The organism is Kribbella sp. NPDC058693 (assembly GCF_042715335.1).
GTDB lineage: Bacteria > Actinomycetota > Actinomycetes > Propionibacteriales > Kribbellaceae > Kribbella > Kribbella jiaozuonensis.
This window is the reverse complement of record NZ_JBHXSQ010000001.1, coordinates 334,481-358,000: the sequence shown is the minus strand read 5'-3', so window position 1 is coordinate 358,000 and position 23,520 is coordinate 334,481. Positions and strand designations below refer to the sequence as shown.

17 protein-coding genes are annotated in these 23,520 nt (G+C 68.4%); 11 read left to right on the top strand and 6 right to left on the bottom strand.

All coding sequences use genetic code 11. From position 1 onward, the window contains the following. The 7 genes from ACFWUU_RS01710 to ACFWUU_RS01680 all read left to right on the top strand — a co-directional run bounded on the left by ACFWUU_RS01710 (window position 1) and on the right by ACFWUU_RS01680 (window position 7,634). Window positions 1-951, top strand: a complete 951-nt coding sequence (locus ACFWUU_RS01710; protein WP_380171816.1) for an aminotransferase class IV — start codon at window positions 1-3, stop codon at window positions 949-951. A 57-nt stretch (window positions 952-1,008) separates the two neighbouring features. Then, window positions 1,009-1,902 carry a hypothetical protein gene (locus ACFWUU_RS01705; RefSeq protein WP_137254373.1) on the top strand — a complete coding sequence of 298 codons (894 nt, stop codon included), beginning with the start codon at window positions 1,009-1,011 and terminating at the stop codon, window positions 1,900-1,902. Between the two features lie 274 nt (window positions 1,903-2,176). Beyond that, window positions 2,177-3,661: a sugar transferase gene (locus tag ACFWUU_RS01700; RefSeq protein ID WP_380171814.1), complete on the top strand. Its 1,485-nt coding sequence runs from the start codon at window positions 2,177-2,179 to the stop codon at window positions 3,659-3,661. Next, the gene (locus ACFWUU_RS01695) at window positions 3,661-4,590 is read left to right on the top strand and encodes a GDP-L-fucose synthase family protein (protein WP_380171812.1); all 930 of its coding nucleotides are present in this window, start codon (window positions 3,661-3,663) and stop codon (window positions 4,588-4,590) included. Before ACFWUU_RS01700 ends, ACFWUU_RS01695 begins: the two co-directional genes overlap by 1 nt. Next, window positions 4,587-5,570, top strand: a complete 984-nt coding sequence (gene gmd, locus ACFWUU_RS01690) for a GDP-mannose 4,6-dehydratase (RefSeq protein ID WP_380171810.1) — start codon at window positions 4,587-4,589, stop codon at window positions 5,568-5,570. Before ACFWUU_RS01695 ends, gmd begins: the two co-directional genes overlap by 4 nt. A gap of 3 nt (window positions 5,571-5,573) precedes the next feature. Continuing rightward, complete coding sequence (locus ACFWUU_RS01685; protein WP_380171808.1) at window positions 5,574-6,353, top strand: WecB/TagA/CpsF family glycosyltransferase; 780 nt, start codon at window positions 5,574-5,576, stop codon at window positions 6,351-6,353. A gap of 9 nt (window positions 6,354-6,362) precedes the next feature. Further along, a complete protein-coding gene (locus ACFWUU_RS01680; protein WP_380171806.1) occupies window positions 6,363-7,634 on the top strand; it encodes a hypothetical protein in 1,272 nt (423 codons plus the stop codon). Here ACFWUU_RS01680 and ACFWUU_RS01675 read toward each other — a convergent pair. After that, the gene (locus tag ACFWUU_RS01675; RefSeq protein WP_137254376.1) at window positions 7,631-9,160 is read right to left on the bottom strand and encodes a fibronectin type III domain-containing protein; all 1,530 of its coding nucleotides are present in this window, start codon (window positions 9,158-9,160) and stop codon (window positions 7,631-7,633) included. The genes ACFWUU_RS01680 and ACFWUU_RS01675 overlap by 4 nt on opposite strands. 144 nt (window positions 9,161-9,304) lie before the next feature. Continuing rightward, window positions 9,305-11,521 (bottom strand): LamG-like jellyroll fold domain-containing protein, encoded by a 2,217-nt coding sequence (locus ACFWUU_RS01670; protein ID WP_380171804.1) that lies wholly within the window; start codon window positions 11,519-11,521, stop codon window positions 9,305-9,307. 141 nt (window positions 11,522-11,662) lie between these two features. On the opposite strand from ACFWUU_RS01670, the gene ACFWUU_RS01665 reads away from it, so the two are divergent. After that, on the top strand, window positions 11,663-13,285 hold the full coding sequence (locus ACFWUU_RS01665; RefSeq protein ID WP_137254378.1) for a Wzz/FepE/Etk N-terminal domain-containing protein: 1,623 nt from the start codon (window positions 11,663-11,665) through the stop codon (window positions 13,283-13,285). Continuing rightward, window positions 13,285-14,577 (top strand): O-antigen ligase family protein, encoded by a 1,293-nt coding sequence (locus ACFWUU_RS01660; RefSeq protein ID WP_380171802.1) that lies wholly within the window; start codon window positions 13,285-13,287, stop codon window positions 14,575-14,577. Before ACFWUU_RS01665 ends, ACFWUU_RS01660 begins: the two co-directional genes overlap by 1 nt. Here ACFWUU_RS01660 and ACFWUU_RS01655 read toward each other — a convergent pair. Beyond that, complete coding sequence (locus tag ACFWUU_RS01655; RefSeq protein WP_380171800.1) at window positions 14,563-16,083, bottom strand: right-handed parallel beta-helix repeat-containing protein; 1,521 nt, start codon at window positions 16,081-16,083, stop codon at window positions 14,563-14,565. The two genes, ACFWUU_RS01660 and ACFWUU_RS01655, sit on opposite strands and share 15 nt — an antisense overlap. Before the next feature lie 71 nt (window positions 16,084-16,154). Further along, a complete protein-coding gene (gene uxaC, locus ACFWUU_RS01650; RefSeq protein ID WP_380171798.1) occupies window positions 16,155-17,558 on the bottom strand; it encodes a glucuronate isomerase in 1,404 nt (467 codons plus the stop codon). Between the two features lie 132 nt (window positions 17,559-17,690). On the opposite strand from uxaC, the gene ACFWUU_RS01645 reads away from it, so the two are divergent. Next, on the top strand, window positions 17,691-18,710 hold the full coding sequence (locus tag ACFWUU_RS01645; RefSeq protein ID WP_380171796.1) for a LacI family DNA-binding transcriptional regulator: 1,020 nt from the start codon (window positions 17,691-17,693) through the stop codon (window positions 18,708-18,710). Further along, window positions 18,707-20,089, top strand: coding sequence for a mannitol dehydrogenase family protein (locus ACFWUU_RS01640; protein ID WP_380171794.1), 1,383 nt, complete (start codon window positions 18,707-18,709; stop codon window positions 20,087-20,089). The genes ACFWUU_RS01645 and ACFWUU_RS01640 overlap by 4 nt, the downstream gene beginning before the upstream one ends. Here the strand turns inward: ACFWUU_RS01640 and ACFWUU_RS01635 are convergent. After that, complete coding sequence (locus ACFWUU_RS01635) at window positions 20,064-21,614, bottom strand: right-handed parallel beta-helix repeat-containing protein (RefSeq protein WP_380171793.1); 1,551 nt, start codon at window positions 21,612-21,614, stop codon at window positions 20,064-20,066. The genes ACFWUU_RS01640 and ACFWUU_RS01635 overlap by 26 nt on opposite strands. A gap of 131 nt (window positions 21,615-21,745) precedes the next feature. Further along, window positions 21,746-23,392, bottom strand: a complete 1,647-nt coding sequence (locus ACFWUU_RS01630) for a right-handed parallel beta-helix repeat-containing protein (RefSeq protein WP_380171791.1) — start codon at window positions 23,390-23,392, stop codon at window positions 21,746-21,748. Between the last annotated feature and the right edge of the window lie 128 nt (window positions 23,393-23,520).

The window sequence follows — 23,520 nt, the reverse complement described above, 5'->3', positions numbered from 1 at the left end:
ATGGCTCACACCGCATCGATATCGCAGCTCCAGACGCCGCCGTGGGCGCTCGTCAACGGCGAGCTCGTGCCGTACACCGACGTCAAGATCCACATCGGGGCCGAGGCACTGACCCGCGCGCTGAGCGTGTTCGAGGGCGTGAAGGGCTACTGGGACACCGCCGGCGAGATCTTCTCGATCCGGACCCCGCGCCGTCACTACGACCGGCTCTGCCGGAGCGCGTCGCTGTTCCACATCCCGGTCCGCTTCAGTTACGAAGAGTTCCTCGCCGGACTGTCGAAGCTCGCGAGTGAGTTGCTCGTACCGGACAAGGACCTGTGGTTCCGGCCGACCATGTACGTGACCCACGGGCACTGGGGTGAGGCGACCGAGGCCGACCTGGTCGTGACCGCCTTCAGTCAGCGCAAGCTCGACCCGGACCCGATGCGGCTCGGCGTGACGAGTTGGCGCCGGGCCTCCGACCTCGTGCTGCCGACGCGGGTGAAGAGCAGCGCGAACTACGTCGGCGCCCGAATGGCCCGGATCGAGGTCCGCCGGCTCGGGTACGACGACGCGATCATGCTGAACGACGCCGGCCGGGTCGCGGAGGCGACCGGTGCCTGCGTCCTGATCGCCCAGCGCGGACGGATCGTCACGCCGCCGACCAGTGAGTCCTGCCTGGACAGCATCACGGTCGACATCCTCGAATCGGTCGCGAAGGACCTCGGCCTGTCGTTCGAGCGGCGGCCGATCGAGCGGACCGAGCTGCTCGCGGCCGACGAGTGCGGTCTGGCCGGCACCATCTCTGAGCTCACGCTGGTCGCGGAGCTCGACGGTGTCGAGTACGAACAGTCGGGGCTGCTGGCACAGGTCCGGCAGCGTTACCTGGAACTCATGCGTGGCGATCTGGTCCTGCCCGACGTCGACCTGGTGCCGTTGGTCGACGCGTCACGTGAAGCACTGGCCGGCTGAGTACGAAACCAGCCGGACCGGGGGATAGCGCAGTACGAACAAGGAGGGGGAACTCCCATGCATTCCATTTACGTCGACGCCGAGTTCACTGACGACGAGCGTAGACAGAAGCTGTACGACGGCGACCTGTTCGTCTACTCACCGCGTCCGTCGACGCTGGCGCTGACCGAGTTCGCGGCGGAGATGGCCCGGGAGGCCTTCCACCCGCTGGACCCGGAGACGGCCCAGTTCGACATGGCCGTCGAGGACTACGCGGCCCTGCTCGCCGAGCTGAAGCCGCGGTTCATCCACCACCCGGAGTCGAAGCGGCTGATCCAGGAGATGCTGGTCGACTTCGGGTGCGACCCCGAGCAGGTGTACTTCGACGTACCGCGGATGCGCAGCTCGACGTCGGACGACTACCTGACCACGGGGATCGCGTTCGCGTTCCACCCGCACCGCGACACCTGGTACTCCGCGCCGTACACGCAGCTCAACTGGTGGCTGCCGATCTTCGCGATCGGCGACGACAACGGGCTGGCGTTCCACCCGCGGTACTGGCAGACCCCGGTGAAGAACAGCTCCCGGGTCTACAACTACGCGGAGTGGAACGCGACCAGCCGGAAGATCGCCGCGACCCAGATCGGCACCGACACCCGCGTGCAGCCGGTGCCGGAGGAAGAGGTCGAGCTGGTGCCGCAGATCCGGCCGATCTGCAAGCCGGGCGGGATCATCCTGTTCTCCGGTGCGCAGTTGCACTCCAGCGTGCCGAACACCTCGGGCCGGACCCGGTTCAGCATCGACCTGCGCACCGTGCACCTCGGCGACGCGGTCGAGGGCCGGATGGCGCCGAACATCGACTCCAAGTGCACGGGTACGACGATGGGCGACTACCTGCGGGTCAGCGACCTCGAGCACATCCCGGCCGAGGTGGTCGCGGAGTACGACACACCGAGTCACGCGACTGTCTGACCAGTCGTCAAGATTCTCCGGCCGGCGTCGTCCGCGACGCCGGCCGGAACTGCCTTGTTTTCTTGATCATTTCGTGATGAAGCAACTGGTTCCCGGCTCACAATGCAAGTTCTCCACAAGGAAGGCGGCCTGGTGGTCGCCGAGGCCCGTGGTGCGTAGTAATCTTCGGTGACTCGTCGCCGACGCGCGGGTGAATTCTGGGGACGGCTAGCTGCGGGAAGCCCTGGGCACGGAGCGTGTCCGAGTGGCCGCAACGTGAGACCGAAGGACTGGTGTGAGCGGAGCTGAGGCGCCCGGCCGTATGGACGGGCACGGACCGCTCTGGGTTGTGCCGCATGAGGTCCCGGCGATCGTTCCGCTGCCCTCGCGTTCGACCGAGCCGCGCTGGGTCGGTGTGTACCGCTGGGCCGCTGTCGGCGGTGACCTGCTGGCCGCGATGCTCGGCGTCTCGATCGCCCTGCTGACCAGGTTCGGGTACCACGTCGGTCCCAGCTATCTCGTCGTGAGCAGCCTGCTGCCGCCGGCCTGGGTCGGTGTGGTCGCGTTGTCGAAGGGCTACGACCCGCGGTACTTCGGCGCCGGGCCGGACGAGTTCCGTTCCCTGATGCGTTCCGGTGTCGGACTCACCGCCGCGGTCGCCATGACGTCGTACGTGACCAAGACCGAGATCGCCCGCGGCTTCGTGGTGCTGGCGATTCCGGTGATGGTGGTCTCCGCTCTGCTGCTGCGGTATGCGTTGCGCAAGGACCTGCACCGGCACCGGGTCAGAGGTCGCTGCATGCACAGGGTTCTCGTGGTCGGGCGAAGTGGCCCGGCCGCGACACTTTGTGAGCACTTGGAGAAGCGTCCGACCGACGGCTTCCGTGTGGTGGCGACGTGCCGGCCGCGCGGCGACGGTCATGGACACCTGCAACCCGACGAGCTGGCCGAGCCGGACATCCTGGCCGCCGCCGACCGGCACGCAGTGGATGTGGTTGCCATCTCGACCGATCCCGAGCTCGTCGGCCAGTCGCTGCGGCGTCTGTCGTGGGCACTGGAACAGCGCGGCATCGAGCTGATCGTCTCGCCGGGCATCATCGAGGTGGCCGGTCCCCGGATCTCGGTCCGACCGGTCGCCGGTCTGTCGCTGCTGCACCTGGAGCGGCCGTCCGTCAGCGGTGGGCCGCACCTGATGAAGGCCGTCTTCGACCGGGTCGTTGCCCTCGGCTTCATCGCCGTACTGTCGCCGTTGCTGATCGGCCTCGCGCTCGCGGTCAAGGTGTCCAGCCCGGGTCCGGTGCTGTTCCGGCAGCAGCGGATCGGCCGCGGGGGCGACGAGTTCACCATGCTGAAGTTCCGCAGCATGTACTCCGACGCCGAGCAGCGGCTCGGTGATCTGTACGCGTTGAGCGACGGCAACGGCGTGATCTTCAAGATGCGCGACGACCCGCGGATGACGCCGCTCGGCCGGTGGATCCGGCGGTTCTCGCTCGACGAGCTGCCGCAGCTGTTCAACGTGCTGCGCGGTGACATGTCGCTGGTCGGTCCGCGGCCGCCGCTGGCCGAAGAGGTCGCGTTGTACGCCGCCGATGACTCGCGGCGGATGCTGGTCAAGCCCGGCATGACAGGTCTGTGGCAGGTCAGCGGCCGCAGCGACCTGTCCTGGGACGAGTCGGTCCGCCTCGACCTGCGGTACGTCGACAACTGGTCGATGACCCTGGATCTGCTGATCCTCTGGAAGACCGTGCGCGCGGTGGCCTACGGCGCGGGAGCGTACTGATGGACCTTCAAGCACCCGTATATGTAGCAGGCCATCGCGGACTCGTCGGTTCCGCGATCTGGCGACGGCTCGAGGCTGCCGGTCACACGAACCTGATCGGCGCGTCGTCCTCGGAGCTGGACCTGCGGGACCGTGACGCCACCTTCGCGTTCCTGCGCGAGCACCGGCCGGACGTGGTCATCGATGCCGCGGCGCGGGTCGGTGGGATCCTGGCGAATCGCGATCACCCGACCGAGTTCCTCAGCGACAACCTGCGGATCCAGGTGAACCTGATGGACGCGGCGCTCGACGTACGCACGCCGCGGCTGTTGTTCCTCGGGTCGTCGTGCATCTACCCGAAGTACGCCGAGCAGCCGATCCGCGAGTCGAGCCTGCTGACCGGTGAGCTCGAGCCGACCAACGACGCGTACGCGATCGCGAAGATCGCCGGCATCATGCAGGTCCAGGCGGTCCGTCGGCAGTACGGTCTGCGCTGGATCTCGGCGATGCCGACCAACCTCTACGGTCCCAACGACAACTTCGATCCGGTGTCGTCGCATGTGCTGCCGGCGTTGATCCGCCGGTTCCACGAGGCGCGTGAGACCGATGCACCCGAGGTCGTGTTGTGGGGGAGCGGTACGCCGCGGCGCGAGTTCCTGCACGTCGACGACCTGGCCGACGCGTGCCTGCACCTGCTCGAGCAGTACGACGCGCCCGAGCCGATCAATGTCGGCGTCGGCACGGACGTGTCGATCCGCGAGCTGGCCGAGCTGGTCGCCCGGGTCGTCGGCTACACCGGTGCCTTGAGCAACGATCTGTCCAAGCCGGACGGCACCCCGCGCAAGCTGCTCGACGTGAGCAAGCTGCTGGCGCTGGGCTGGAAGCCGTCCATCGACCTCGAAGACGGTGTGGCCGCCACCTACCGCTGGTATGTGGAGAACCATTCATGAAAAAGGCCTTCGTTACCGGCATCACCGGCCAGGACGGCTCGTACCTGGCCGAGCTGCTGCTTGCCAAGGGCTACGAGGTGCACGGCCTGATCCGGCGGGCGTCGACGTTCAACACCAAGCGGATCGACCACCTGTACGAGGATCCGCACGCGAAGGACAAGCGGCTGTTCCTGCACTACGGCGACCTGACCGACGGCTCGCGACTCGTCACGCTGCTCGCGTCGATCCAGCCGTCGGAGGTGTACCACCTGGCCGCGCAGTCTCATGTGCGGGTCAGCTTCGACGAGCCGGAGTACACCGGTGACACCACCGGCATGGGGACGACGCGGCTGCTCGAGGCGATCCGGATGATCGGGCTGGACTGCCGCTTCTACCAGGCCTCGAGCTCGGAGATGTTCGGCGCGACACCCCCGCCGCAGAACGAGGACACCCCGTTCTACCCGCGTTCGCCGTACGGTGCGGCGAAGCTCTACGGCTACTGGATGACCCGGAACTACCGCGAGGCGTACGACATGTTCGCGGTGAACGGGATCCTGTTCAACCACGAGTCGCCGCGGCGCGGTGAGACGTTCGTGACGCGGAAGATCACCCGGGCGGTCGCCGCGATCAAGCTGGGGCAGCAGGACCGCCTGTACCTGGGCAATCTCGACGCCTGCCGGGACTGGGGCTACGCCCCGGAGTACGTCGAGGGCATGTGGCGGATGCTGCAGCACGACACCCCGGCCGACTACGTGATCGCGACCGGTACGTCGTACTCGGTCAAGGATTTCGTCTCGCGCGCCTTCGACCATGTCGGGCTCGACTGGGAGCAGTATGTCGACTACGACGCGCGGTACGTCCGCCCGACCGAGGTCGACTCGCTGATCGGGGACGCGTCCAAAGCCATGACCGAGCTGGGCTGGAAGGCCCAGGTGCACGTGCCGGAGCTGGTTCAGATCATGGTCGACGCGGATCTCGCCGCGCTGACCCCGGAGGACTGACTGATGACCGATATGCAGACCGCGGCAACCACCACAGCCGACCGGGTCGATGTCCTGGGCATCCATGTCAGCATCACCAATCCGGACCACACCGTCGAGACGTTCGCCCGCTGGATCGACCACGACGCCCGCGAGCTGGTCTGCGTCACGGACATGAACGCGCTGCTGCACGCACGCGCCGACAAGCGGCTGACCGAGGTCTACAACACCGCCGGGCTGACGGTTCCGGACGGCATGCCGCTGGTCTGGGCCGGTCACAAGGCCGGGTTCGAGCAGATGGACCGGGTCGCCGGGCCGGACCTGCTCGAGCGGGTGATGGCGGACGCGGCCGAGCGCGGCTGGACGCAGTACTTCTACGGCGGCGCCGAGGGTGTGGCCGAGGAGTTGCGACAGGTCTTCCAGGAGCGTCATCCGGCGTTGAAGGTCGTCGGCACCGAGTGCCCGCCGTACCGGCCGCTGACCGAGGCTGAGGATGCGGCCGCGGTCGCACGGATGAACGAGGCGCGCCCGGACATCATCTGGGTTGGGCTCGGCGCACCGAAGCAGGAGCGCTGGATGGCCGATCACCGCGACCGCCTGAACGCGTCGATCCTGATCGGCGTCGGGGCCGCGTTCGACTTCCACACCGGCCGGCTGGACCGCGCCCCGCTGTGGATGCAGCGCGCCGGGCTGGAGTGGAGCTACCGGCTGTACAAGGAGCCTCGCCGGCTCTGGAAGCGCTACGTACTGGGCATCCCGCGTTTCCTCCTGGGCATCCTCCGTCATCCGCCACGTCCGCTCTAGAGTGAGCCGGTGAAGTTCCGGCGGCCGAAGTTGCGTCGGCTGGCCGGGCCGGCCGGTCGCGCCAGTTGGGGTTTGGCCGATCAGGCGCTGTCGAGCCTCAGTAACCTGGCGGTTGGCGTCGTCGTTGCGCGGTCGAGCACGGTCGCCGACTTCGGTGTCTACGCGCTCGCGTTCGGCGGTTACACGATCGCTCTCAACGTGTCCCGGGCGGTCGCCACCGAGCCCCTCGCCGTACGGCACTCCGGTTCCCGCACGCCCGACTGGCAACGAGCAGTCCGGGCCAGCACGGCAACCGCACTGCTCACAGGCTTTCTGGCGATGCTCGTCGCGTTGGCGATCGCGGCATTCCCGGGTGTGCCGTCCAGAGGTGTGCTGATCGCGTTCGCGGTGACGTTGCCGGGGCTGCTGCTGCAGGACGCGTGGCGCTGGGCGTTCTTCGTCGTCGGGGAAGGCAGGAAGGCCTTCGTCAACGATCTGATCTGGTTGCTCGCCATGCTCGCGATCTTCGGCGGCCTCTACCTGACCGGTACGACGTCCGCGTTCAGCCTCACGTTCGGCTGGGGGCTCGGTGCCGTCATCGCCGCGATCGCGGGTCGCTTCCAGGCCGGTGTGGCGCCACGCAGGCAGCTGATTCGCGAATGGGTGAAGCGGAACTGGGACCTGAGCCCGAAGTACGTCGGGGAGATGCTCGCGGTCTCGGGCACGATCCAGGTCTACATGCTCGGCATCACCGCGGCCGCCGGCCTGGTCGCCACTGCGGGCATCCGCGGCGCCCAGGTACTGCTCGGTCCGGTCAACGTACTGAACCAGGGCATCCGGATGATCTCCGTACCCGAAGCCGCCCGCGCACTGAAGCACTCCTACCGCCGGCTGTGGCTCGTCGGACTGGCCATCTCGTTCGGCGTCGGAGCCGGTGCACTGGCCTGGGGCGGTATCTTCCTCCTGCTACCGGCCGTCGTCGGCCGTGAACTGCTCGGTCCGGGCGTGTGGACGCAGGCTCACAGCGTCCTGATCCCGGTCATCCTGCTGCAGGCCCTCGGCGCCTCGAACGCCGGTGCCTTCGCGATCATGCGAGCCCTCACCGCGGCCACTCGCGGCCTGCGCGTCCGCCTGATCTCGTCGGTCATCCTGATCACCTGCGGTATCGGCGGGGCCTTCCTGTGGGGCCCGAAGGGCGCGGCGTGGGGACTGGCCGGCGCCTCGTTCACCACGTTGCTGCTGTGGTGGAACGAGGCGCACCGAGCCATCGCCGCCCATCGCCGCGCGGCTGCTGCAAGCTAGGGAATCTTCACGCTCGCAGTGGCGCCCTTCATGATGTTGCGCCCGTCGTGCACCTCGATGTGGTACGCGTACGTCGACCCGCGCTTCAGGCCGCGATCCACCACCTGGTAGGACTTCCGCGGCTGCCAGAAGTACGACGTGTAGGCGGTCGACCCGACGTTCAGCGACCCGCGGAACACGTTGTAGGTCAGCGTCAGGTTGTCCAGGTCGTAGGTGTCGGAGTACGTCACGTACACCCGCCCGGACGTCGTCGCGCTCAGCGTCGGCGCCTTCGGTACGCCGGGAGCCGCGCCGCCGGCCGCGTTCGTGAACCGGGCGATGCCGACCTGGAGCTGGCCGTTCACGTGCAGGAAGTCGCCGCCGATCCACAGGTCGGTGTCGCCGCCGGCCATCGCCAGCGGACCGACCTTCGTGGTGCTCTTCAGGTTCGCGTCGGTGTTCGGGAACCACGGGCCGAGGTTGCCGTTGATCGCGCTCTCGACCAGCAGGTAGTGCGTCCCGCTGCCGTTGGCGAAGCCGTTGGGCGAGGACGAGCAGTCGTGCGCGTGCGAGCCCTTGTAGACCCAGTTGCCGATCGCCTTGATCGCCTCGGTCGCGCCCAGGCACTTGTTCTGCCAGAGCAGCTTGCCGGTCGAGACCTGCGCGGCGAGTACGCCGTCGTAGCAGCCGCCGCCGTCACCGCCGTTCGAGACGAACACCTTGTCGCCGAGCGTGTCGATGTCCTTGACCCGCGTGGTGCAGGTCGCGGTCGGCTTCGGGATCGCCGCCGCGGCCGGGAACGCGAAGGCCGCGCCGGTGGTGTTGTTCAGCATCGCCAGCGAGTAGTGGTCCTTGCCGTTGATCGTGCTGAACGGGCCGCCGACGAACACCCGGGTGCCGTTGTCGGCCACGTCGATCGCGTACACGTCGTTGTTGGCGTTCGGGTTCCACGGCAGCAGGTCGCCCTGGATCAGCCGGACCGCGCCGAGCCGGTTGCGGACCGCGCCGTCGATCTTGCCGAACGCGCCGCCGATGAACACGCTGTTGCCGTAGATGGCCAGCGCCTTGACGCGGGCCGCGACCACCGGGTCCCAGGCCGAGACCAGCTTGCCGGTGGCGATCGAGAACATCGCGATCTTGCTGCGGCGGATGCCGTTCACCGTGGTGAAGTCGCCGCCGATCACGACCCACTTGCCGTCCGGGCTGGTGGCGATGGCATAGACCGGGCCGTTCAGGACCGGTGCGAACGCTGTCGGTGCCCCCGTACTGCGGTTGAACGCTGCGACGTAGCTGCGCTGGGTCTCCGGCGCGGCGCCCGAGGCCTTGCCCGGCTGCCGGAGCCTGGTGAACAGACCGCCGGCGAACACAGTGTTCCCGGAGACAGCCAGCGCGTTGACGCTGTTGTTGGTCTGCCACGACGTCTGCTTGATGGCGGATACGGCGGATGCGAAGCCCGGAGTCGCCGCCTCCACCGGCGGTCCCGAGGGAATCAACGCCGCGGCCACGACAGCCGCTGCGGTGACAAGGGCCAGCACTAACTTCTTCATTTATGTCCTTACACAGGCGGGGGCCGTACAGCGCGTGCCTCATCACGCACCAGCGGCGGACATTACCGCTGTGGGAGGCCCACCGGAAGCAGGCCTCCCAATCGCGTTACAGGTTTGTGCCAAACCTTGCAGTAAGCGTTCTTTTCACTTTGCTGCAAAGTGGTTTTGGACCTGTACCGGTGTGAGTGCGTACGGGTAGACCGCCGCCTCGTCGATCCCCATCCCGGTCTGCGTCGCGCCGCCGCCGGACCACGAGCTCGTTTGGTCGTAGCCGACCCGCCACCAGCCGTAGTACAGCGATGCCTGGCCCACCAGCGAACTGCCGCTGAGCACGCCGTCGACGTACAGCTTCATCATCCCGTTGTCGAACGTGCCGACCACGTGATGCCACAGGCCGTCGTTCTTGCCGGACGGGCTGGTGAGGGTGCGCTGCGCGCCGTCGTTCACACCGAAGACGATCGAGCCGTTGGTCCGCATGTACAGCATCCGGTCGTTGATCGCGCTGCTCTGGGTCTTCCCGTTGCCGAAGCCGATGATCCGGCCGCCGCGGCCGACACCGCTCTGCTTCACCCAGGCCTCGACCGTGAACTGCTGCGGGAAGCTGTACCCCTTCTCGCCGACCATCCGGCCGGTGGTCGTGCTGGTCGTCATCGCCGTGTTGCCGGAGATCGCACCCGCGCCGCCCAGCGTCACGCCGGTGAACGTGCCGTTGTTGCTCTGACCGGAGGAGTCGACCGAGGTCGTCGTACCGGCAGCTTCACCGAGTCGCCAGTACGCCTGCGGCCCGTCCGCGTTGACGATCTGGTCGTACGCCGTCGATGCGGTCGATGCGACCGTGATCGGGTCGGAGTAGTTGCCGCGGATCGTCGTACTGCCGTCGGTGACCTCGACGCGGTAGTTGGTGGACTCGCCCGGCGCCGACGACGTGTCGGTGTAGCTCAGCCACGGCCGGTCCCACGGCGTGGACTTGGCCGTCCAGGTCGCGATGGTGGTGTTGCTGAACCCCTTCAGCAACCGGTAGGTCAGCGTGCTGTCGTCGTTGTCGACCACGGTCGGGAAGTGGATCTCCACGACGCCCGGCTGGACGGAGTACGGAAGCAGCTTGGCCGGCTTGGCCGGTGCCGCACCCGGGACCGCGTTCGTGAAGTGGGTCAGACCCTGCTGCGCGACCCCATTGACGTGCAGGAAGTCGCCGCCGGCCCACAGGTCGTTGCCGCCGGTCGCGAACGCCAGCGGACCGACGTTGGTCACGCTGTTCGGGTCCGCGTCGGTGTTCGGGTACCACGGGCCGAGCGATCCGTCGGTCAGCTTCTCGCTGAGCAGGAACCGGTAGTCGAAGCCCTGCGGGAAGCCGCCCGCGCCCTGGTTGGCGCAGTCGTGGGCGTGCGAGCCCTTGTACAGCCAGCCGTTGACGACCTTGACCGCTTCGGTCGCGCCGAGGCACTGGTTCTTCCACTTGAGCGTGTTGGTCGCGATGTCGACCGCCCAGGTGCCGTCGAAGCACCCGCCGCCGTCACCGCCGTTCCCGAAGTACACGGTGTCGCCGCTGGCGTCGATCGACTTGACGCGGGTCGTGCAGGACCCGTTCGGCGGCGGTACGGCGGAGGCGCCGGGGAAGGGCAGTACTGCGCCGCTCACCGGGTCGAGGCTGGTCACGGTGTTCTGGTTCGTACCGTTGACGGTGCTGAACTGGCCGCCGGCGTACACCTTGGAGGCGTCGTCGGCAGCGTCGACGGCGTACACGTCGCCGTTCACGCTCGGCGCCCACGGCAACAGCGTGCCGGTGTCGGTGGTGACCGCGGCGAGCCGGTTGCGGGTCAGGTTGTTCACCAGGCCGAACGAGCCGCCGAAGTAGACCGTCGTACCGGAGACGGCGATGGTCTTGACCCGGTAGGACACGGACGGCTTCCAGTTCGCGACCAGGGCGCCGGTGGCGGTGTCGAAGGCGGCGATCCGGTTCCGGGTCTGGCCGTTGACGGTGGTGAAGTCACCCCCGACGAAGATCCGCGAGCCGTCCGCGGAGGCGGCGACGGCGTAGACCTGCCCGTTCAGCACCGGGTTGAACGCGGTGATCAGTGCGCCGGTGCTGGCGTCGAACGCGGCCAGGTACGCCTGGCCGACCTCGCCGGTCCCGGCGGCGGCGCCCGGCGGGCGGACGCTGGTGAAACGGCCTCCGGCGTACGCCTTCCCGGCGGCGACGGCGATGCCCTGGACGCTGGCGTTGGTCTGCCAGCTCGAGCTGTTGGTTGCCGAGAGCGAGGCCTCGATGCTCTGCGCGGGCGGCGCGAACGCCACCACCAGCGCTCCGGCGAGCAGAGTGCCCACGACCCCCAGCCGCGTGAACAGTCGTCTCTTCGTCATGCTGCGATGTCCCCCCTTGGACATAAATGTGAAAACCCCAGATTCCCCCGAGAAGAGAGTAGGGCACCGGAGGAGGTGCTGTGATCACATTCCGGTGCCTATATCCTGAGGCGCTGGCATCAACGGAGTGTGAGGTAGTCGATGGAACCGGGCACCGTGGTCTGGCGGGAAACCGCTCAGTCTCTGCTGCGGCAGAAGTGGCTGATCATGGGCTGCATCGTGCTCGGATTGCTCGGGGCGTCCGTGTTCGCGCTGTCCCAGACGATCCGCTGGACGGCCTCGAGCCAGCTGGTGATCGGCCCGGCCGTGCCGCCGGCTCTGGTCGGGAAGCTGTCCGACGGCGCCGACAAGAGCGGCCCGCTCGGGATGGACCTCCCGGCCGAGACGCAGGCCCGCGTGATGGCCAGCCCGACCCTGCTGGCGGCCGTGGTGAAGCAGCTCGGTATGCCGACCGACGACAAGACGATCCAGGAGCTGGCCTCGGTGACCCGGGTGAAGGCGGTCACCGACAACGCCTACCTGGTCACGACCGACGGGCCGACCGCGCAGAAGGCGGTCGACCGCGCGAACGCGATCGCGAGCATCTATCTGGCCCAGCGCAACACCGAAGCCAAGGCGCTGCTCACCAACCTGGCCGAGCAGGCGCAGGCCCGCTCCAAGACGGCCACCCAGCAGTCCCGCAGCCTGGTCAGCCAGATCGACGAGGCGGTCGGCCGCGGCGACAACCAGACCGCGGCGGCGCTGCGTGACCAGCGGGTCGGCCTCGCGACCGAGGCGCGGCAGGCTGCCGACGATGCGGCCGCGATGCTCAAGGCGCTCACCACGGTCGGCGCCGGCAGCCAATTGGTGACACCGGCAACGACCGACACCGCGAGCTCGTCCCCGATGGTTGCCCGCGACATCCTCGTCGGCGGCATTCTCGGACTCGTGCTCGGCTTCGGTCTCGCGCTGCTGCGGTCCCACCTGACGCCGTACATCCTGACCCGGGACCAGGCGGCGCGGGCGACCAGCTCGCCCGTGATCGCGGCCTCCGAGGGGCATCGGCGCCGGTTCTGGCAGCGGTCGGCTCCGGAGCTTCCGCAGTACGAGATCACTGCCTTGGGGGCCGAGGCGAGTGGTGCGCTGGCGCGCCGGGAGCTGAGCCCGCGCGCCTTCGCGGGCGGCGGTCCGGGCGCGCTGCTGGTGGTCTCGGCGTCGCCGACGCCGAACTCGGCCGGCATCGCGCTCGCGATGGCCGAGGCGAACGCTCGCGACGGCCGGGAGACCCTGCTGGTCCTGGCGGACATCGAAGGTACGCCGGTGTTGCCGCACCTCACCGGCCACGAAGGACTCACCGACCTGGTGAACGAGCCGGCGGCCACCCGCGCGATCCGGGCCCGGAAGCTGTTCCGCCCGGGCACGGTCGCGGACCTGTACGTGCTGCCGCCCGGCCTGAACCACGAGGAGACCGCCGAGGCGGTCGGCCCGTCGCTCGTCCCGGGCATCGTCGCCGACCTCCCGCCGGGATACTCCGTCGTCATCCACGGCCCGGCCTCGGTCGGACGGCACGGCATCACGCCGCTGGCCGCCGCGGTCGACGCGTCCGTGCTGGTGGTCCAGGTCGGTCTCGACAAGGAGATGGACGTCGCGCGGCTGACGGGTGCGCTGCAGTTCGCGGGCGCTCCGGTCCTGGGCGTCGTACTGATCGGCGCCGCGGTGCAGGACGAGACGCTCGGGATCCCGCTGAACTACAAGCCGCTGGACTCGGCTCCACCGATGCGCTGATGCAGAGCACCTACTCTCGCGACAATCGGTTGGCCCCGGCGGTGCCGGGGACGGTCGCGGGCGAGATCGAGCGGCCGGCCTGGTTCTGGCTGATGCTGTGGTGCCTGTTCGTCCTCGGCGTACAGCCGTGGTCGTCGCGGGTCGCGGCGCCGCAGGGCACGACCGGGTCGACGAACAGCATCGCCAAGGGTCTGCTGCTCGGGGCGGTCTTCCTGGTCGCGGTCGCGGCGACCAAGCCCGGGTTCCGGACCCGGGTGAATCCGGCCAGCTGGCTGTACGTGATGTATGTGTTGTTCGCGTGTGCGACCGCGTTCCTGCTGGCCGAGCCGATGGGGCCGTTGACACGGTTGGCCCGGTTCCTGATCGGGCTGCTGTTCGTGTTCTTGCTGTGGCGACCGCTGGTCGAGGTGCCGGAGCGGTTGGTGCGGGCGCATCTGTGGGCCCATGTGTTGCTGGCGGCAACCGTCGTACTGAGCCTCGTCTATGACCCGGGCCAGGCGTGGCGGCCGCTGAGCTCGCTGGGCACGGGGTCGCGGCTGCAGGGTGTCATCATCCCGATGCTGCCACCGCGCGTCGGCGAGGTCGGGGCGATCCTGCTCGGGCTCGCGCTGATCGGGCTGGTCTGTCGGAAGCTGTCGGTGGTGCCGGCCGTCGCGCTGATCGGGCTGGGCGGTGTCCTGATCGCCGCGAGTCGCACGCGGACGTCGGCGGCTGCGGTCGCCTTCGGGCTGGTGGTGGCGCTGATCATCACCCGGAAGACCTGGCTCGGCCGGATCGCGTGCCTGGTGGTGCCGGGGTTGCTCGGGCTCGCGTTCCTGACCATCGGGTCGCTGCACACCTGGCTGTTGCGCGGTCAGGGCACGCGGCAGATCACCTCGTTGAGCGGTCGTACGACGAGTTGGCAGGCGGTCGTGGACGAGAAGGTGTCGACGCAGACCGCGATCATCGGCCACGGCCTCGGCAACAAACGGGTCCTGCTGACCCGCGGCGAGGGCGACGTCGACGTGATGGCGATCGACAACAGCTGGCTGGGCCTCTACTGGGAGACCGGTCTGCTGGCAGTCGCGATCGTCGCGGTCGCGCTGATCCTCGCGTGGATCTCGGTCCTGCGTGCGCCCACGCCGTACATCCGGGCGTGCGGAGCGCTTCTGCTGGCGTACGTCACCGCGGCCTCGCTCAACGAGAGCGGCCTGTCAGACCTGTCGTCGATGACCGTGCACCTACTGGTCGCCGCCGCGATCTGCGACGCCGACCGCATCCGACATCGAAGACGAGTGTTAGCTGCTCACTGAGTCCTGGTCGAAGCCGGACTGCTGCCATTCGGACCAGCTCATGGTCTTGCCGCGGTAGGCGAAGTGGTCCGCGCCCTGGTAGCTGTTGCGGCGGAACGTGATCGCGCCGGGCTGCGTCGGGGAGCGCTTGTTCTCGACGACGCCGAGCGACGACTGGTTGTCGCTCATCACGACCAGGTTGCCTTCGACGAGGACGTTGCGCAGTACGTACGTCCCGCGTGGACCGTCGCCCCGCGTGCGCGATTGGATCGACAGGGCGTTGCGGTTGTCCTTGATCAGGTTGCCGCGGACCTGTACGTCGGAGGACGTGTTGACGTTGATGCCGCCGCCGTCCCAGAGCGTCCCGCCCGAACCGCGGCCGGTGCCGAACCCGTTGTGCTCGACGACGTTCTGGTCGATGACGGCCGCGTAGCTGATCTCGTACCGGATGCCGTCCGCCGCGTTGTCCCGGATCCGGTTCCCGGTGATCCGGCGGTCGTACTCCGCGATGTCGCTCCACATGCCGATGCCGCGGTTCGCGATGATGTCGTTGCCGCTGACCTCGCCGGACGACCGGGTCGACTTGATCCCGCCGGACTCCCAGTCCGCGATCCAGAAGCCGTCGGTGTTGTTGCGGGTGACCAGGTTCGCGGTGATCTTCACGCCGGCCGACTTGTACTGACCGATGCCGAGCTGGCCGTTGTCGGCGACGGTGTTGCGGCTGACCACGGTGTTGTCGCCCTCGATGACCATGATGCCGACGGCGTGGTTCCAGCGGACCTCGTTCGCGGTCACCTTCCAGCCGGCTCCGGCCTGCAGCGCGCCGGCCTGCGGGCGGCTCGCGAACTGCTGGATCGTCAGACCGGTCACGGTGACGTTGTCCGCGGACTTGTCGATCGCGGTCTGCGTCTTGGCCATCTCGATGACGTGGCCGGTGGGGTCGTCGCCCAGGTAAAGGGTGTTGGCTTTGTAGTCGCCGAAGAACGTGCCTGGCTTGAGCTGGCTCGGGCTCATGACGCGGGTCAGGTGGTTGCCGTCTTGGAAGACCTGCTCGCCGAGCTGGCAGGGCTTGGTCTTGTTGTCCTCACACTGGCCCTTCAGCGGGTACGCCGCGGGTAGTGCGCCTTGGACCGTCCAGCTGCTGCCTTCTTGCTTCCAACCGGTCAGCCGGACGGAGCCGCTTAGTACTGCGCCCGCGTTGCCGGCCAGCGTGTCGTTGGCGCGTGGCTGGATCGGGCGGGTGAGGCGATGGACGCCCTTGGCGAAGCAGAAGGTGGTGCCGGGCGCTGCCGCGTCGATGATCGGCTGCGGGTCGGTGCCGACCGGGATGTCAGTGCCCTTGCAGGGCTTCGCCGTACTCGGGCCGGTTGGCCCGAGTACGGCGGCCGCGGCGGTCGGGGGAGCGGTGGGGACGGTGACTGTGGTGGTGGCAGTCGGCTTCGGAGGCTCGGGTGAGCCTCCTGTGCCTGAGCAGCCCGACACCAGCAGCAGCGCGACACCAGCGGTCGCGACAACCCCACGCCTCATCCAGGTCCCTTCACACACCCGACGGTGCTGTACCCGCCCCCGGCGAACAGATCTGCGTGAGACTACCTGTTCTAGAGGTACGTGTCCTTCGCCAGGTCGTAGGCGAGTGCCTTCGCGACGGTGAACGCGTCGTCCTCGTCGAGTCGGTGCTGTACGACGAGGTTGGCGAGGTAGCCGGCGTCGATCCGGCGAGCGAGGTCGTGGCGGGCCGGGATCGACAGGTACGCGCGGGTGTCGTCGACGAAGCCGGACATGTTGTAGAAGCCGGCCGTCTCGGTGACGAGCTCACGGAACCGCCGCATGCCGTCCGGGCTGTCGAGGAACCACCACGGCGCGCCGAGGCGTACGGCCGGGTAGACGCCGGCCAGCGGGGCGAGCTCGCGGGAGTACACGGTCTCGTCGACGGTGAAGAGCACGATCCGGAAGCCGTCCGCGTGCCCGAACCGCTCGAGCAGCGGACGGAGGGATCGGGTGAACTCGGTTGTCACTGGGATGTCGTGGCCCTGGTCCGGGCCGTACGTCGCGAAGATCGCCGGGTCGTGATCGCGCAGGACGCCGGGGTGGAGCTGCATGACCAGGCCATCCTCGGCCGACATGACCGCGGATTGGTAGAGCATGTGTCCTGCGAAGGCAGCTGCGTCCTCGGCGGTGACGTCGCCCTTCAGTGCGCCTGCGTAGATCCGGGTGGCTTCGGCATCCGACAGCGGGATGGCGGCGGCGCTCAGGTGGCCGTGGTCTGTCGCGCGTGCGCCGGCCGCGACGAACGCCTGGCGGCGTTGGCGGATCGCTTGCAGGAATCCGTCGTACGTCGTGGTGTCGACGTCGGCCAGCGTGCCCAGCTGTGCGATCAGGTCGGGCCAGCCGGCGCGGTCTGGGTGGGCGATGGCATCGGGGCGGAAGGTCGGGACGACGCGGCCGGGGAGGTCGGCGGCGAGCTTGGCGTGCTGGGCGAGGTCGTCGGTGGCTGCGTCAGTGGTGGAGATCAGCTCGATGTTGAACCGGTCGAGGAGCGCGCGTGGGCGGAACTCGGGCTCGGCGAGGCGGGCGGTGATCTGGTCGTAGAGTTCGTCGGCATTCTCGGCGGAGGGGTGCTCGGTGAGGCCGAGGACCTCGGCGAACTCGTGCTCGAGCCAGTAGCGGCTGGGGGTGCCGAGGAACAGGTGCCAGTTCGCGCAGAACTCGCGCCAGATCTCGCGCGGCTCGGCGGTCTGCTTGCCGTCGCGGCGGGGGAGGCCGAGCTTGTCGGGGGAGACGCCCTGGGAGACCAGCATGCGGGTCACGTAGTGGTCCGGGACCACCAGCAGCTCGGCCGGGTCGCCGAACGGCGTGTCGGTGGCGAACAGCCCGATGTCGACGTGCCCGTGCAGACAGAGCAACGGAAGATCCTTCGTCGAAGCATGAATCCGCCGGGCAACGTCACGCGCTTCCCCGGCCGGGAACGCACGATCCGGATGAGGCTGCAGAGCCTTCGACATAGATCCTCCGATGCGATGGGCTGAAACGTGTACTGCAAAGGATTGCAGTAGCTTTCTACAAGCACAAGACGCTGTCCGCTGGGCGACCGCTTGACACAGGTTGCAACCGATTGCAAACTCAACCCGACGGGAATGGAGGGTGGCATGGCGGCGACTATTCGGGATGTGGCGCGGTTGGCCGGGGTGTCGGCGTCTACCGTGTCGCGGGCGCTTTCGCTTCCCGGGATGGTTAATGGGGCTACTCGGGCTCGGGTGGCGGCTGCGGTTGAGCAACTGGGGTATGAGCCGAATCGGGCGGCTCGGGGGTTGATCACCGGGCGGACGGGGACCATCGGGCTGGTGGTGCCGGATCTGGCTAATCCGTTCTTTGCGAGTGTTACCAAGGGTGTGCAGGAGCGCGCCCGCCGGCACGACGTCGCCGTGTTCGTCGCCGACACCGACGAGGACCCGGCAGCCGAGGCCGGGCTGGTGCGGGCGTTGGCGAAGCAGGTGGATGGCGTCGTGCTGTGCTCGCCACGAGCAAGCGACGAAGAGCTGACCGCGATCGCCCAGGACACCACCGTCGTGCTCGTCAACCGAGCCGCCGCAGGCATCCCAGGAGTCACCTACGACAACGAAGGCGGCATGCGCCAGGCCGTCGCCCATCTTGTTGCCCTCGGCCACCACCGGATCGCCTGGGTCGGCGGACCGTCCACCTCTTGGTCCACCAAGCACCGCGGCCTCGGCCTCCGCAACGCGGTCGAGGAACTGCACGCGAAGCTCGCCCCGGTAGGCAACTTCGCCCCGACGTACGAAGGCGGCATGGCAGCCGCCGACCAGGTCATCGCCACCGGCGCCACCGCCGTCGTCGCCTACAACGACCTCGTCGCGATCGGCCTACTGGCTCGACTACATGCCCGCGGCCTCTCGGTCCCCGGCGACCTGAGCGTGGTCGGCGTCGACGACATCGCGATGTCATCGATGGCCCGCCCCGCACTCACCACGGTCCGCCTGCCCAAACAGGAGGCCGGCCGCATCGCCGTCGAACTGCTGCTGGCAATGCTCGACGACCCTGAGCGCCCGGCCGGCACCCACGGGGAACTGCAAGGCGAACTGATCGTCCGGGACAGCACCGGACCCGCACCACACAACCAGAAAGGTGCTCCGGCTTGACCAGGCTGAGTCTCACCAACCTTCCCGTCACCCCCGCCGTAGACCCGCGCGCATTGTCGGTCGGCATCGTCCACCTCGGCCTCGGCGCCTTCCACCGCGCCCACCAGGCCGTCGTCACCGAGCAAGCCATGGTCGCCACCGGAGAGACCCGCTGGGGCATCGCCGGCGTCAGCCAGCGCTCAGCCACAGTCCGCGACCAGCTCGCCCCACAGGACGGTTTGTACTCCGTTCTCGAGCGCGGGCTCGGTGATCCAACGGTCCAGGTCATCGGCAGCATCCGCGACGTACTCACCGCCCCCGAGGACCCGGACGCGGTCGTCGCGCGGATCGCCGACCCGGCGGTCACGGTGGTCACGCTGACCGTCACCGAGAAGGGCTACCGCGCGACCGGCACCGGGCTGAACCTGGACGACCCCGAGATCCAGGCCGACCTCACCGGCCGCCCGCCGCGCACGGTCGTCGGCCAGCTCGCCGCCGGGATCGCGCGCCGCGAGGAGCCGCTGACGATCGTGTCCTGCGACAACCTGGTTGCCAACGGCCCGTTCCTGCGCAAGCTCGTGACCGACTACTTCGATGCCCTGGGCAAGGTCCCGGAGACGTTCGAGGCAACCCGGTTCCCGGCCAGCATGGTCGACCGGATCGTGCCCGCCACGACCGAGGACGACCGCGCTGAAGCGGCCCGGCTGCTCGGCGTACGCGACGAGGCTGTGGTGGTCGCAGAACCCTTCCTGCAATGGGTGATCGAGAACGACTTCGCCGGCGACCGGCCGGCCTGGGAGCGCGGTGGCGCCGTCCTCACCGCGGACGTCGCGCCCTGGGAGCAGGCCAAGCTGCGCATGCTCAACGCCACCCACTCGATGCTCGCGTACCTCGGTGCACTCCGCGGCTACGAGACGATCGCCGAAGCCGTCCGCGACGATGAGCTGTCCCGCTTATCGCAGGCGCTGATGACCGACGACGTCGTACCGACGCTGACTCCGCCGGACGGTCTCGACCTCGCCCAGTACGGCGCGAGCGTGCTCGAGCGGTTCGCGAACCCGGCGCTCAAGCACCGCACCCGGCAGGTCGCGATGGACGGCTCGGTCAAGCTGCCGGTCCGCATGCTCGGCACCGTCCGCGACCGCCTGGCCGCCGGCGCCGAGCCGCGCACGATCTCGCTCGCCGTCGCCGCCTGGATGGTCTACGTACTGCGGACCACGGACCTCGACGACCCGCAGGCCGACAAGCTCAAGGCCGCGGTCGCGGGCGTCTCCGAGCCGGCCAAGCTCGTCGACGCGCTGCTCGCCGTCGACTCGATCTTCACTCCCGATCTCCGCGATTCAACGGTGTTCCGCGAGCTGCTCGTCGAGCACGTCAGCTCACTGCCGGCAGGATCGTGAGTACGCCGGTCGCATCGAGGATCGCCTTGCCGATCGTGAACGCGCTCGTCGTGTCCTGACCGGTCGCGCGCCACTCCCTCGCGGTGTACCACTGGCCGGTCTTCTGGAACCGCTCGGCGGCGAGGCTGTCCAGGATGTAGGTGTTCTCGTCCAGGGTGACCTCGCCGGCCGGGATCGCGGCGCCGGAGTTCTGCACCATGCCGGTCGCCGTGGTCCCGCCGCGCATCGTCACCTGGTTGCCGGAGACAACGATGTCGCGGAGCACGTTCGTGCCCCACGGCCCGGAGCCGCGGGTGCGGGACTGGATCGAGATCCCGTTCACGTTGTTGGCTACCACGTTGTCACGCACCTGCACGTTCGACGACGTGTTGACATTAATCCCGCCGCCGTCCCACAACGACGTACCCGAGCCACGGCCGGTGCCGAAGCCGTTGCCGCTGATCGAGTTGCCCACGATCACGCCGTTGCGGCCGATCTCGTAGCGGATCCCGTCGGCCGCGTTGTCGATGATCTGGTTGTTGCTGAACGTGCGGCTGTCGTCGTACGCGTCGCTCCATAGCCCGATCCCACGGTTGTCCTGGATCAGGTTCCCGGTCACCGAACCGCCGCTCGACCAGGTCGTCTTCACGCCGCCGGACTCCCAGTCCGCGATCCAGAAGCCGTCGGTGTTGTTGTCGCTGATGTCGTTGGCCGCGATCGTGCCCTTCAGCGTGCTGTACTGGCCGACGCCGAGCTGCCCGTTGTCGTGGACCCAGTTCTTCTCGAGTACGGCGTTGTCCGCGTTCTGGAGCATGGCGCCGATCGCGTGGTTCCAGCGGAGCTCGTTCGCGTAGACGTGCCAGCCGAGGCCGAGCACGACCGCACCGCCCTGCGGGGGAGTCGCGAAGTGCTCGACGGTCAGCCCGCGCACGGTGACGTTGTTGCCGCCGGGCTCGATCGCCGTCGGCGTGCTCGACATCTCGACCGCGTGGCCGGCCGGGACGTCGCCGAGGTAGATCGCGTTCGCGGCGTAGTCGGCGTAGAAGGTGCCGCGGGCAACCTTGTCGCGGGAGGCCACTCGGGTCAGGTGTTTGCCGTCGTAGAACACCTGCTCGCGGAGGTAGCAGATGTTGGTCTTGTTGTCCTCGCACTGCCCGGTCTGCGGGTACGCCGGCGGCAACACGCCCGTGGTCACCCAGGCGGCGTTCGAAGACGTCCACTTCGTCAGGCGAACGGACCCGGTGAGTACGGCGCCGTCGTCGCTCGCGAGCACCTGATTGGCCTTGGGGTGGATCGTTTCCGCGATCCGGTGCAGGCCGGACGCGAAGCAGAACGTCGTACCGGCCGGCCACTCGTCGACGACCTGGGCGGCGTCGTCGGTGGTCCTGATCGTGACGCCGTTGCAGGCTGGTGCGAGTGCTGGACCGCTGCGGAACGTGCCGTCAGCGGGTGGGGTGGCGGCCTCTTCCACGCCGTGGGCGGGCAAGGGGCCAGGGGCAACCAGACAGGTGCCGATTGCAACGACTGCCAGAACTGCTCTCTTCATAGCGGAGCCTCCGGTGGCACAGGTGAGCCCTGAGCGCACCCCCCATGGCGCGGCTTCGCTTTGCAGATTACCCCTACATCACGTAGTCATGGCAATACGTAGCGCACAAACATGTTGCGGTCGGCAAGCGATCAGTTCGCGAGGAAGGTGCCGATGGCATCGAGCCCCGCCGACTGCCAGCCGGCCGCGGTCAGCTTCGTGCCGAACCGGGAGAACCGCTGCGTGCCGAGGTCGTCCAGCACGTACTTGTTGCCGCTGAAAACGACTTCACCGGCCGGTACGGCGGCCCCGGCGTTCTGCACCATGCCGGTCGCCTGCGTGCCGGCGGTCATCTCGATCGTGTTCCCGGTGATCTGGACGTCGCGGAGCAGGTACGTGCCCCACGGGCCGCTGCCACGGGTCCGGGACTGGATCGTGATGCCGTTGACGTTGCCCGAGACCTTGTTGCCCTTGACGGTGATGCCGGACGACGTGTTGATGTTGATCCCGCCGCCGTCCCACAGCGACGTACCCGAGCCGCGCCCGGTGCCGAAGCCGTTGCCGGTGACCGTGTTGCCGGAGATCGTGCCGTTGCGGCTGATCTCGAAGCGGATGCCGTCCGCGGCGTTGCCGACGATCTGGTTGCCGCTGATCACCCGGCCGTCGTCGGCGACGTCGGCCCACATCCCGATGCCCTTGTTGGACTTGATCACGTTGCCGCTGACGGTGCCGGACGACCGGGTCGACTTGATGCCGCCGGACTCCCAGTCCGCGATCCAGAAGCCGTCGGTGTTGTTCGAGCTGATGATGTTGCCGGTGACGGCCGCCGCGGCCGAGCTGTACTGGCCGAGGCCGAGCTGGCCGTTGTTGTGGATCAGGTTCTTGTCGACCTTGGTGCTGTTGGCCTTCACCAGCATCACGCCGACCGCGTGGTTCCAGCGGACGTCGTTGGCGAAGACCTTCCAGCCCGGGCCGGAGACGAGCGCGCCGGCCTGCGGGGCGCTGGCGAAGTGCTCGATGGTCAGGCCGCGTACGACGACTCCGGTCGCGCCGGACTCGATCGCGGTCGCCGTCTTGGACATCTCCACCGCGTGGCCGACCGGGTTGCTGCCGAGGTAGATCGCGTCCGCCGCGTAGTCGGCGTAGAACGTGCCTGCCTTGACCGCCGAGACGCTCGCGACCCGGGTCAGGTGCACGTCGTCGAGGAACAGCTGCTCCCGGAGGTAGCAGATGTTGGCCGAGTTGTCCTCGCATTCACCGCTCTTGCCGTACGCCGGCGGCAGCGCGCCGCGCACGACCCAGGCGGAGCCGGATTTCGCCCAGCCGGTCAGCGGGATCGACCCGGTGAGGACGGCGCGCTTCGAGCTCGCGAGCACCTGGTTCGCCTTGGGGCGGATGGTGTCGCTGATCCGGTGCAGCCCGGCCGCGAAGCAGAACGTCGTACCGGCGGGCTTGGAGTTGACGATCGACTGTGCGTCCTGGCCGGGCTCGATCACGGTGCCGGTGCACGGACCCGCAACCGCCGGGCCGGCCTCGTCCGAGTCCACGTTGGGGGTCGTGGGGAGCTTCGGCTCGACCGGCTTCGACGGGGTGGTCGTCGGCTTCTTGGTGGGGGTGCTCGACGCGCCCGGCTTCTTCGAGGGTGCAGTCGTCGTCCGAGTGGCCTTCGGCTGTGGCTTGCCGGGAGTCGTGGTGGTCTTTCCGGGCCGGTGCGACGGAAGCACCCGGGACGCGGCCTGCTCGGCGGTCACGGACCTGGCGGCAGTGGTCGCCTTGTTCTCGTTCGCGATCACGGGCATTGCGACCGTAACGACTGCCAGCGCCGCAGCGATAAGCGCTGCGAACCACAACTTCTTCAATGCACTCTCCTGGGAGCGGGAAACCAGGTGCAGCCGTCTGCGTGACGAGGGCGGGACTTAAGGTAGTG

What these genes read in the sequence shown, in the direction of transcription:
- ACFWUU_RS01660 (WP_380171802.1), top strand. Translation starts at nt 13,285, where the DNA reads ATGCAGAGCACCTACTCTCGCGACAATCGGTTGGCCCCGGCGGTGCCG.
- ACFWUU_RS01645 (WP_380171796.1), top strand. Translation starts at nt 17,691, where the DNA reads ATGGAGGGTGGCATGGCGGCGACTATTCGGGATGTGGCGCGGTTGGCC.
- ACFWUU_RS01710 (WP_380171816.1), top strand. Translation starts at nt 1, where the DNA reads ATGGCTCACACCGCATCGATATCGCAGCTCCAGACGCCGCCGTGGGCG.
- ACFWUU_RS01675 (WP_137254376.1), bottom strand. Translation starts at nt 9,160, where the DNA reads ATGAAGAAGTTAGTGCTGGCCCTTGTCACCGCAGCGGCTGTCGTGGCC.
- ACFWUU_RS01685 (WP_380171808.1), top strand. Translation starts at nt 5,574, where the DNA reads ATGACCGATATGCAGACCGCGGCAACCACCACAGCCGACCGGGTCGAT.
- ACFWUU_RS01695 (WP_380171812.1), top strand. Translation starts at nt 3,661, where the DNA reads ATGGACCTTCAAGCACCCGTATATGTAGCAGGCCATCGCGGACTCGTC.
- ACFWUU_RS01655 (WP_380171800.1), bottom strand. Translation starts at nt 16,083, where the DNA reads ATGAGGCGTGGGGTTGTCGCGACCGCTGGTGTCGCGCTGCTGCTGGTG.
- uxaC (WP_380171798.1), bottom strand. Translation starts at nt 17,558, where the DNA reads ATGTCGAAGGCTCTGCAGCCTCATCCGGATCGTGCGTTCCCGGCCGGG.
- ACFWUU_RS01635 (WP_380171793.1), bottom strand. Translation starts at nt 21,614, where the DNA reads ATGAAGAGAGCAGTTCTGGCAGTCGTTGCAATCGGCACCTGTCTGGTT.
- gmd (WP_380171810.1), top strand. Translation starts at nt 4,587, where the DNA reads ATGAAAAAGGCCTTCGTTACCGGCATCACCGGCCAGGACGGCTCGTAC.
- ACFWUU_RS01665 (WP_137254378.1), top strand. Translation starts at nt 11,663, where the DNA reads ATGGAACCGGGCACCGTGGTCTGGCGGGAAACCGCTCAGTCTCTGCTG.
- ACFWUU_RS01705 (WP_137254373.1), top strand. Translation starts at nt 1,009, where the DNA reads ATGCATTCCATTTACGTCGACGCCGAGTTCACTGACGACGAGCGTAGA.
- ACFWUU_RS01630 (WP_380171791.1), bottom strand. Translation starts at nt 23,392, where the DNA reads ATGCCCGTGATCGCGAACGAGAACAAGGCGACCACTGCCGCCAGGTCC.
- ACFWUU_RS01670 (WP_380171804.1), bottom strand. Translation starts at nt 11,521, where the DNA reads ATGACGAAGAGACGACTGTTCACGCGGCTGGGGGTCGTGGGCACTCTG.